The organism is Nitrincola alkalilacustris, assembly GCF_008973755.1.
Lineage (GTDB): Bacteria > Pseudomonadota > Gammaproteobacteria > Pseudomonadales > Balneatricaceae > Nitrincola > Nitrincola alkalilacustris.
In genome coordinates, this window is the sequence record NZ_WBOM01000008.1 from 105,877 (window position 1) to 117,604 (window position 11,728).

General features: G+C 53.5%; 5 protein-coding genes. All 5 read left to right on the forward strand.

Annotation, left to right across the window (positions count from 1 at the left end; translation table 11 throughout):
• Positions 1–87: 87 nt before the first annotated feature.
• On the forward strand, positions 88–4,188 hold the full coding sequence (gene rpoB / locus F7R27_RS14755) for a DNA-directed RNA polymerase subunit beta (protein WP_151705029.1): 4,101 nt from the start codon (positions 88–90) through the stop codon (positions 4,186–4,188).
• A gap of 69 nt (positions 4,189–4,257) precedes the next feature.
• Positions 4,258–8,481, forward strand: a complete 4,224-nt coding sequence (gene rpoC / locus F7R27_RS14760; protein WP_151705030.1) for a DNA-directed RNA polymerase subunit beta' — start codon at positions 4,258–4,260, stop codon at positions 8,479–8,481.
• Positions 8,482–8,607: 126 nt separating this feature from the next.
• Positions 8,608–8,982: a 30S ribosomal protein S12 gene (gene rpsL, locus F7R27_RS14765; protein WP_151705031.1), complete on the forward strand. Its 375-nt coding sequence runs from the start codon at positions 8,608–8,610 to the stop codon at positions 8,980–8,982.
• A gap of 145 nt (positions 8,983–9,127) precedes the next feature.
• Complete coding sequence (gene rpsG, locus F7R27_RS14770; RefSeq protein WP_151705032.1) at positions 9,128–9,598, forward strand: 30S ribosomal protein S7; 471 nt, start codon at positions 9,128–9,130, stop codon at positions 9,596–9,598.
• Positions 9,599–9,616: 18 nt separating this feature from the next.
• Positions 9,617–11,710 (forward strand): elongation factor G, encoded by a 2,094-nt coding sequence (fusA, locus tag F7R27_RS14775; protein WP_151705033.1) that lies wholly within the window; start codon positions 9,617–9,619, stop codon positions 11,708–11,710.
• Positions 11,711–11,728 lie beyond the last annotated feature (18 nt).

An 11,728-nucleotide genomic window follows, 5' to 3' on the forward strand; every position in this document is an offset into this window, starting at 1 on the left:
TGACAGCAATTTAATAACGGTTTAACAGGCTGGAAGATCTGCTTCCTGACTGGCTTCTCAACTTGGTGCACATGCTGGGGAACACTGATGGCTTATTCATATACTGAGAAGAAACGTATTCGTAAGGACTTTAGCAAGTTGCCGCAAGTTATGGATATTCCATACCTGCTCGCGACCCAGTTGGGTTCCTATCGCAAGTTTCTGCAGCAGGGAGCCGATGCGGATACTCGCACGGACATGGGTCTCCATGCTGCGTTTAATTCCGTTTTTCCGATTGTATCCTATTCCGGAAACGCGGCGCTGGAGTACGTTGGTTACCGCCTCGGTGAACCCGCTTTTGACGTCAAGGAGTGCCAGCTGAGGGGTACAACCTACGCCGCGCCTCTGCGTGTCAAGGTACGTCTGATTATCTATGATCGCGATTCATCCACAAAAGCGGTCAAGGATATCAAGGAACAGGAAGTCTTCATGGGTGAAATGCCCCTGATGACAGATAATGGTACCTTTGTTGTCAATGGTACTGAGCGTGTTATCGTATCGCAGCTGCACCGCTCACCCGGCGTGTTCTTTGATCATGACAAAGGTAAAACACACTCATCCGGCAAGCTGCTCTATTCTGCCCGTATTATTCCTTACCGTGGTTCCTGGCTGGATTTCGAGTTTGATCCCAAGGATGCCCTGTTTGTCCGTATCGACCGTCGTCGTAAGCTGCCGGCATCAGTGCTGCTGCGCGCGCTGGGTTATTCCACTGAAGAAGTGTTGGATATCTTCTTCGATAACACCGGCTGGACACTCGAGAAAGATGTGATCTGGATGGATCTGGTACCTGAGCGCCTGCGTGGCGAAACCATGTCCTTCGAAATCCGCGATCCACAAGACAATGTAATCGTTGAAGCCGGTCGTCGTATCACGCCGCGTCACACGCGTCTGATGGCTCAGGCGGGCATGACACAGTTGAAAGTGCCTTCCGAATATCTGGCGGGCAAAGTGCTGGCGCATGATGTGGCTGATCCATCCAGCGGTGAGCTGATGGCAACGGCGAATACTGAGCTGACAGAAGACCTGATTGCCAAGCTGCATGTGGCTGGCATCACTCGATTCGAAACGCTGTACACCAATGAGCTGGATTGTGGTCCTTATATCTCTGATACGCTGCGCATAGACAGCACGCGTAACCAGCTTGAAGCTCTGGTCGAAATCTACCGCATGATGCGCCCTGGTGAGCCACCTACCAAGGAATCTGCGGAGTCTCTGTTTGAGAACCTCTTCTTCTCAGAAGAGCGTTATGATCTGTCTGCGGTTGGCCGCATGAAATTCAACCGTCGTCTGGGTCGTTCTGAAGAGACGGGTTCTGCGATTCTGGGTAAGGATGACATCCTGGATGTCATGAAAACCCTGATCGATATCCGTAACGGTAAAGGCCACGTCGATGATATCGACCACCTGGGTAACCGTCGCATCCGTTCTGTCGGTGAGATGGCAGAAAACCAGTTCCGCGTCGGTCTGGTGCGTGTAGAACGTGCCGTGCGCGAACGTCTGAGCATGGCAGAGTCCGATAACCTGATGCCTCAGGATCTGATCAATGCCAAGCCGGTTGCTGCGGCTGTCAAGGAGTTCTTTGGCTCCAGCCAGCTGTCCCAGTTCATGGATCAGAACAATCCGCTGTCAGAGATCACGCACAAGCGTCGTGTCTCTGCGCTTGGTCCGGGCGGCCTGACCCGTGAGCGTGCAGGCTTCGAAGTGCGTGACGTACATCCTACGCATTACGGTCGTGTCTGCCCGATCGAGACGCCGGAAGGTCCGAACATCGGTCTGATCAACTCGCTTGCCGTGTTTGCCAGAACCAATGATTATGGCTTCCTGGAAACACCTTATCGCCAGGTTATCAATGGCAAGGTCACCGATGAGATCGATTACCTGTCAGCGATAGAAGAGAACAACTACGTTATCGCTCAGGCATCTGCCTTGATGGATGAGCAGAATCAGCTGGTTGAAGATCTCGTGGCGGTGCGTCATCAGAACGAATTCACGGTCATGCCGAAAGACAAGGTTCAGTACATGGACGTGTCTGCTCGTCAGATCGTATCCGTTGCTGCTGCCCTGATCCCCTTCCTTGAGCACGACGACGCCAACCGTGCCTTGATGGGCTCCAACATGCAGCGTCAGGCTGTACCGACCCTGCGTGCCGAAAAGCCACTGGTAGGTACTGGTATTGAGCGTAACGTAGCTCATGACTCAGGTGTCTGCGTGGTTGCCAAGCGCGGTGGCATGATTGAGTCAGTTGATGCTGGTCGTATCGTGGTACGTGCCAATGATGATGAGACAGAGGCAGGTGATGCCGGTGTTGATATCTACAACCTGACCAAATATGTCCGCTCCAACCAGAACACCTGTATCAACCAGCGTCCGATTGTACGCCCGGGCGATCTTGTGGCACGTGGTGACATCATGGCTGACGGCCCGTCCGTCGACCTGGGTGAGTTGGCTCTGGGTCAGAACATGCGCATCGCATTCATGCCCTGGAACGGTTACAACTTCGAGGACTCCATCCTGATCTCTGAGCGTGTCGTTCAGGAAGATCGCTTCACGACTATCCACATTCAGGAACTGACCTGTGTGGCGCGTGATACCAAGCTGGGGCCTGAAGAGATCACCTCCGATATTCCAAACGTCGGTGAATCAGCACTGTCCAAGCTGGATGAGTCAGGGATCGTTCACATCGGTGCCGAAGTTGGCCCGGGTGATATCCTGGTCGGTAAGGTCACGCCGAAAGGCGAGACTCAGCTGACGCCAGAAGAGAAGCTGCTGCGTGCGATCTTCGGTGAGAAGGCATCCGATGTCAAAGATACATCCCTGCGTGTCAAGGGTGGTACTGTCGGTAAGGTTATCGATGTACAGGTCTTCACACGTGATGGCGTTGAGAAGGACTCACGTGCGCGCTCCATTGAGAAGGAAGAGCTGGATAATATCCGCAAAGACCTCAATGACGAGTACCGTATTGTAGAAGATGCCACGTTTGAGCGTCTGGCCAAGGTCCTGACCGGATTGAAAGCCGAAGGTGGTCCAGCACTGAAGAAAGGTGATGAAATCACAGCTGAGTACCTGTCCGGACTGCGTCGTGTTGAGTGGTTCCAGATTCGAGTCGCGGACAATGAAGTCCAGGATACGCTGGAACATGCTCAGCATCAGCTCGAAGAGCGTCGCGAGAGCATGGACAAGCGCTTTGAGGACAAGAAGCGCAAACTCCAGGCGGGCGATGATCTGGCACCTGGCGTACTCAAAATCGTCAAGGTCTATGTTGCCACCAAGCGCCGAGTGCAGCCGGGTGACAAGATGGCGGGTCGTCACGGTAACAAGGGTGTCATCTCCGTTATCATGCCGGTCGAGGATATGCCCTACGACGACAACGGTGAGCCGATCGATATCGTTCTGAACCCGCTGGGTGTACCATCGCGTATGAACGTCGGTCAGATCCTTGAAACCCATCTGGGAGCCGCAGCTAAAGGCCTTGGTCGCAAGATCAACGGCATGCTGGAGCAGGAGCGCGAGAAGGCTGAGACGATCAGCGAACTGCGTGATTTCCTGGGCAAAATCTATAACGAAGACCATGGTGGTCTGAGTGTTGGACGTAAGGAAGATCTGGACAGCTTCACCGATAAGGAGCTGTTGGATCTGGCAAATAACCTCAGAGGCGGTGTGCCGCTTGCTTCGCCGGTATTTGATGGTGCGAAGGAGTCTGAAATCAAGGCGCTGCTGCGTTTGGGTGGACTTGATGACAGTGGCCAGATGAGGCTGTACGACGGTCGTACCGGATTGATCTTTGATCGCCCTGTCACCGTTGGTTACATGTACATGCTGAAGTTGAACCATCTGGTTGATGACAAGATGCACGCACGCTCCACTGGTTCCTACAGTCTGGTCACACAGCAGCCGCTGGGTGGTAAGGCGCAGTTCGGTGGCCAGCGCTTCGGTGAGATGGAGGTATGGGCACTGGAAGCTTATGGTGCCGCCTATACTCTGCAGGAGATGCTGACCGTGAAGTCGGACGATGTGAATGGTCGTACCAAGATGTATAAAAACATCGTGGATGGTGATCATCGTATGGAGCCAGGCATGCCTGAGTCGTTCAACGTATTGATCAAGGAGATTCGCTCGCTCGGTATTGATATCGAGCTGGAGAGCGATTAAGACCTTAACTGATCACCAGGTCGGGGCCCTGTGCCCCGCCGCAGAGAACTCTGCGAGGAGCTATATAGAATGAAAGATCTGCTGAATCTGCTGAAGACCCAGGGAAAATCTGAAGAGTTCGACTCGATTCGCATCACTCTGGCATCGCCCGAGATGATCCGTTCCTGGTCTTTCGGCGAAGTGAAAAAACCTGAGACGATCAACTATCGTACGTTCAAGCCTGAGCGTGATGGCCTGTTCTGCGCGAAAATCTTTGGTCCGATCAAGGATTATGAGTGCCTGTGCGGCAAGTACAAGCGCATGAAGCACCGTGGTGTGATCTGCGAGAAGTGCGGCGTTGAAGTGACCATGACCAAAGTACGTCGTGAGCGCATGGGTCACATTGAGCTGGCATCACCTGTTGCGCACATCTGGTTCCTCAAGTCTCTGCCGTCACGTATCGGTCTGATGCTGGATATGACACTGCGCGATATCGAGCGTGTACTGTATTTCGAATCCTTTGTGGTGATCGATCCAGGCATGACGACGCTTGAGCGTGGTCAATTGCTGAACGATGAGCAGTATTTTGATGCGCTGGAAGAGTACGGTGACGAGTTCGATGCCCGTATGGGTGCTGAAGCGGTGCATGAGTTGCTGGGTTCGATCGACCTGGAAACCGAGTGCAAGTCACTGCGCGAAGAGATTCCTCAGACCAACTCCGAGACCAAGCTGAAGAAGCTGTCCAAGCGTCTGAAACTGATGGAGGCCTTCCTCAAGTCAGGCAACCGTCCGGAGTGGATGATCCTGCGTGTGCTGCCGGTGCTGCCGCCTGATTTGCGTCCGCTGGTACCGCTGGATGGTGGTCGTTTCGCGACGTCGGATCTGAACGACCTGTATCGCCGCGTGATCAACCGTAACAACCGTTTGAAGCGTCTGCTGGATCTGAATGCGCCTGATATCATCGTGCGCAACGAGAAACGCATGCTGCAGGAATCCGTTGATGCATTGCTGGATAACGGCCGTCGCGGTCGTGCCATCACTGGCTCCAACAAGCGTCCTCTGAAATCCCTGGCTGACATGATCAAGGGTAAGCAGGGTCGTTTCCGTCAGAACCTGCTGGGTAAGCGTGTCGACTACTCTGGCCGCTCCGTTATCGTGGTAGGTCCTGCGCTGCGTCTGCATCAGTGTGGTCTGCCGAAGAAAATGGCGCTCGAGCTGTTCAAGCCTTTCATCTTCTCCAAGCTGGAGCTGCGCGGTCATGCGACCACGATCAAGGCTGCCAAGAAGATGGTTGAGCGTGAAGAGCCGCTCGTATGGGATATCCTGGACGAAGTGATCCGCGAGCATCCGGTGCTGCTGAACCGTGCACCGACCCTTCACCGTCTGGGTATTCAGGCTTTTGAGCCGGTTCTGATCGAAGGTAAGGCAATACAGCTGCACCCGCTGGTCTGTGCGGCATACAACGCCGACTTCGACGGTGACCAGATGGCCGTGCACGTGCCGCTGACGATTGAAGCTCAGCTTGAAGCGCGTGCCCTGATGATGTCGACCAACAACATCCTGTCACCTGCGAACGGTGAGCCGATCATCGTACCTTCTCAGGACGTTGTACTGGGTCTGTACTACATGACGCGTGATCGTGTGGCGGCTCCGGGTGAGGGCATGGCTTTCGCGAATATCCAGGAAGTACAACGTGCGCACGGTGCCGGTGAGCTGCATCTGCATGCGCGTATCAAGGTCCGCATCCGCGAAGTGATTCGTGATATCGAAGGCAATGTCGAAGAGATCACGGCGATTCGTGAAACGACAGCCGGTCGTGCCATGCTGTTTGATATCGTTCCTGATGGCCTGCCGTTTGAGCTGGTCAACCAGGCGATGAAGAAAAAGGCAATCTCACGCCTGCTCAACGAAGCCTATCGTCGCTGTGGTCTGAAGGATACCGTTATATTTGCCGACCAGCTGATGTACATGGGTTTCCGTCAGGCGACCATGTCTGGTGCCTCCATCGGTGTCAACGACTTCGTTATCCCGGATGAGAAGGCTGAAATCATTGCCAAAGCGGATGATGAAGTAAAAGAGATCGAGCGTCAGTTTGCCGATGGTCTGGTGACGCATGGCGAGAAATACAACAAGGTTGTGGATATCTGGTCGCGTGCCAACGAAGTGCTGGCCAAGCGCATGATGGATAATCTGAGAACCGATATGGTTGCGGACGCCGAGGGTAATGAGGTAGAGCAGGAGTCATTCAACTCCGTTTACATCATGGCCGACTCAGGTGCGCGAGGCTCAGCCGCTCAGATTCGTCAGTTGGCTGGTATGCGTGGTCTGATGGCGAAGCCGGATGGCTCGATCATCGAGACGCCGATCGTGGCAAACTTCCGTGAAGGTCTGAACGTACTGCAGTACTTCATCTCGACTCACGGTGCGCGTAAGGGTCTTGCGGATACCGCTCTTAAAACAGCTAACTCCGGTTATCTGACGCGTCGTCTGGTTGACGTGGCGCAGGATCTGGTCATCACCGATGACGATTGCGGTACTCTGCACGGTGTCATGGTTCAGGCCATGATCGAAGGCGGCGACGTTATCGTCAGTCTGGGTGAACGTATTCTGGGTCGTGTCGTCGCCCGCGATGTCATGGATCCGACCGATTCGGAAGTCCTGATCGAGCGCGGTACGCTGATCGATGAAGCCTGGGTACACCGTCTTGAGAATGATGAGCGCTACAGTGCGATCGATGAGATGTATGTCCGCTCGCCGATCACCTGTGATGCCACGTATGGTATCTGTTCAAGCTGCTATGGCCGTGATCTGGCTCGTGGTCATCTGGTCAACCGTGGCGAGGCGATCGGTGTTATCGCTGCCCAGTCTATCGGTGAGCCGGGCACACAGCTGACCATGCGTACCTTCCACATCGGTGGTGCGGCATCGCGGGCAGCAGCCGTCGACAGCATTCAGATCAAGTCAGGTGGTGAGATACGCCTGCATAACCTGAAGTTCGTTGAACGTACGGATGGCAACCTGGTGGCCACATCCCGCTCTGGTGAGCTGGGTGTTACGGACGAGCACGGTCGTGAGCGCGAGCGTTACAAGCTGCCTTACGGTGCGATTCTTAAAGTGAAGGAAGGCAGTGTTGTAGAACCTGGCGCTATCGTAGCAAGCTGGGATCCGCATACCCACCCGATCATCTCTGAGGTGAAAGGTAAGATCGTATTTGTCGGACTGGATGATGGTATCACCGTCAAGCGTCAGACAGATGATCTGACGGGTCTGTCCACTGTTGAGGTCCTTGATGCCAAGGATCGTCCACAGGCGGGTAAAGAGATCCGTCCGATGATCAAGCTGGTGGATCACGCAGGTAAAGACCTGTGCTACCCGGGTACCGAAATGCCTGCGCAGTATCTGTTGCCACCCAAGGCTATCGTCAACCTGGGAGATGGCGCAGAAGTGCAGCTCGGTGACGTACTGGCGCGTATTCCACAGGAAGGTACGGTCAACAAGGATATCACCGGTGGTCTGCCACGTGTTGCCGACCTCTTCGAGGCGCGTAAGCCGAAAGAGTATGCGATTCTGGCAGAGATCTCCGGTACCGTTTCCTTTGGTCGTGAAACCAAGGGTAAGCGTCGTGTCCTGATTACACCGCACGATGGTACTGATCCAGTCGAGATCATGATCCAGAAGTGGCGTAACCTGAACGTATTCGAAGGTGAATCAGTCGAGAAGGGCGAGGTTATCTCCGATGGCCCATCCAATCCGCACGATATACTGCGGATCCTCGGCGTGAATGCACTGGCGCGCTATATCGTCAGTGAGATTCAGGACGTTTATCGCCTGCAGGGTGTAACCATCAACGATAAGCACATCGAAGTGATCGTTCGCCAGATGGTGCGTAAGGTTGAGATTGCCGAATCGGGTGACTCCAACTTTATTCAGGGCGATCAGGTTGAGTATATCGCCGTACGTCTTGAGAACGAGCGTTTGCTGGCTGAGGGTAAATTCCCTGCCAAATACGAACGCGTACTGTTGGGTATTACCAAGGCATCTCTGGCAACAGAGTCCTTCATCTCAGCAGCTTCCTTCCAGGAAACTACGCGTGTACTGACGGAAGGTGCGGTCAATGGTCGCAGTGATGCCCTGCGCGGATTGAAAGAGAACGTGGTCGTGGGTCGTCTGATCCCGGCCGGAACAGGTCTGGCTTATCACAGCGAGCGCAAGCGCAAGCGCAAGATGGGTCAGGAAGGCGGCGGTGTTAGTGCTGAAGAGGTCCAGCAGGCGTTGACCGAGGCTTTGAACTCGGCGATGTCCAGCTCTGACTAAAAAACAGACAACATTTGACGTGAGGGGCCGGAATTGTTTAAAATTCCGGCCCTCTTGTAGGCTGGGTAGAAAATTATCCGGTTTTTTATTATATGGTGCTTAATAACCAAAGGTGGAGTTTGCTGAATGGCAACAATTAACCAGTTGGTACGCAAGCCGCGCAAGCGCAAAGTACAGCCAAGTGATGTACGCGCTCTGCAGGCATGTCCACAACGTCGTGGCGTGTGTACCCGTGTTTATACTACAACACCGAAGAAGCCGAACTCGGCGCTGCGTAAAGTCTGCCGTGTGCGACTGACCAACGGCTACGAAGTTTCTTCATACATCGGTGGTGAAGGACATAACCTGCAGGAACACTCCGTGGTCCTGATTCGTGGTGGTCGTGTAAAGGATCTGCCAGGTGTGCGTTACCACACCGTCCGTGGTTCCCTGGACTGCTCAGGCGTGAATGACCGTAAACAGGCTCGTTCCAAGTACGGTACCAAGCGTCCTAAGTCCTGATTCGTTGCTCCTGAGGCGAAGTGAACCAGTTTTGCACCTACGGGTCATACTGTCCGCTGGGCCGAAGGACGATAAGAGTAAGGACAGGTGTCGTTGACATCCTGACTAACCTGAAGACCTTTTTAAAATTATTTGAGGGCTTATCATGCCTAGAAGACGCGTTGCTGCAAAGCGTGAAATACTGCCGGATCCTAAATTCGGAAATGTCACACTGGCTAAATTCATCAACCATTTGATGGTCAGTGGTAAAAAATCTGTTGCTGAGCGGATTGTGTATGGTGCAATGGACAAGATCCAGGAGCGTACCAAGCAGGATCCAGTAGATCTGTTTGACAAGGCGCTGGAAACCGTTCAGCCCGTTGTCGAGGTTAAATCTCGTCGTGTTGGTGGTGCCACTTATCAGGTGCCTGTAGAGGTTCGTCCATCTCGCCGCCTGGCTCTGGCCATGCGCTGGCTGGTAGATGCTGCGCGTAAGCGTGGTGAGAAGACCATGGCATTGCGTCTGGCTGGCGAGCTGGCTGATGCTGCCGAAGGCCGCGGCGCTGCCGTCAAGAAGCGTGAAGACGTGCACCGTATGGCGGAAGCCAACAAGGCCTTTGCTCACTATCGCTTCTAATCTTCAGGGGGTTGTGTCGTGGCTCGTAAAACGCCGCTTAACAGATACCGCAATATCGGTATCTGCGCACACGTTGATGCTGGTAAGACAACGACTACTGAACGTGTGCTTTTCTATACAGGTCTGTCTCACAAGATCGGTGAGGTGCACGATGGTGCAGCTACAACTGACTGGATGGAACAGGAGCAGGAGCGTGGTATAACTATCACCTCTGCTGCGATCACCACTTTCTGGAGTGGTATGGCCAAGCAGTTTGAAGAGCACCGTATCAATATCATCGATACCCCGGGCCACGTCGACTTCACTATCGAAGTCGAGCGTTCGCTGCGTGTTCTCGATGGCGCTGTTGTCGTGCTGTGTGCATCATCGGGCGTTCAGCCTCAGACTGAGACCGTCTGGCGTCAGGCCAATAAATATGAAGTGCCCCGCATGGTATTCGTCAACAAGATGGACCGTGCAGGCGCGGACTTCTTCCGAGTTGAGGATCAGCTGAATAAGCGTCTGAATGTTACTACCGTGCCAATCAATTTCCCGATTGGTGCCGAAGATAACTTTACAGGTGTTGTTGATCTGCTCGCGATGAAGTCCATCATCTGGAATGAAGCCGATCAGGGTATGACGTTCCAGTTGGAAGAGATTCCTGCTGAGCTTCAGGGTAAAGCCGAAGAGCTGCGTGAGCAGTTGACTGAAGCGGCGGCTGAAGCAACAGAAGAGCTGATGGATAAGTACCTGGAAACAGGTGAGCTGACACTTGAAGAGATCAAGTTCGGTCTGCGCAAGCGCACACTGAGCAACGAGATCGTTCTGATGCTGTGTGGTTCAGCATTCAAGAATAAGGGTGTACAGGCTGTTCTTGATGCTGTCATTGAATACCTGCCGTCTCCGACAGAGGTCAAGGCGATTGAAGGTACTCTGGACGACAAGGCGGAAACTCTGGCAACACGTGAGGCAGATGACTCTGCTCCATTTGCTGCGCTGGCCTTCAAAATAGCGACCGATCCGTTTGTTGGTACGTTGACATTTATCCGCGTCTACTCTGGCGTGCTCAACTCGGGTGACAGTGTTTACAACTCTGTTAAAGAGAAGAAAGAGCGCGTTGGGCGTATGGTGCAGATGCACGCCAACTCCCGTGAAGAGATCAAAGAGGTTCGTGCTGGTGACATCGCCGCCGTTATCGGTCTGAAAGATGTTTCCACTGGTGATACGCTGTGTGATCTGGATAACAAGATAGTTCTGGAGCGCATGGAATTTCCTGAGCCAGTTATCTCGGTTGCTGTTGAGCCGAAATCCAAAGCGGATCAGGAAAAAATGGGTATAGCACTGGGCAAGTTGGCTCAGGAAGATCCCTCTTTCCGTGTTCATACCGACGAAGAGAGTGGTCAGACCATCATCTCCGGCATGGGTGAGCTGCACCTGGATATCATCGTCGATCGTATGCGCCGTGAATTCAAGGTTGAAGCCAACATCGGGAAACCTCAGGTTGCCTACCGTGAGAAGATTCGCAAGCCGGTTGTAGCTAACCATAAATTTGCGCGTCAATCCGGTGGTCGTGGGCAGTATGGTCACGTCGTCGTCGAGTTCAGCCCGAGTGATGAAGAGGGTCTTGAGTTCCTGAACGAGATCGTTGGTGGTACGATTCCAAAGGAATATATCCCGGCGGTTGAGAAGGGTATTGAAGAGCAGATGAAAAACGGCGTTATTGCCGGTTATCCGCTCATCGGCCTGAAGGCGCGTCTGTATGATGGTTCCTTCCATGAGGTTGACTCCAGCGAGATGGCGTTTAAGATTGCAGCCTCTCAAGCTCTGAAAAAATACGCGATGGAAGCTAGTCCGTGTCTGCTTGAGCCAATGATGAAGGTTGAAGTGGTAACGCCTGAGGAATACATGGGTGACGTGATGGGCGACCTTAACCGTCGTCGTGGTCTTGTTCAGGGTATGGAAGATACCATTTCCGGCAAGGTCATCACAGCTCAGGTTCCGCTGGGTGAGATGTTTGGTTATGCAACCGATCTGCGATCAGCTTCGCAGGGGCGGGCGACTTACTCTATGGAGTTCGAATGCTACGCAGAGGCGCCTAACAACATCGCTGAAGCTGTAATGAAGCATAACTGATTAACTTACTAATTCTGA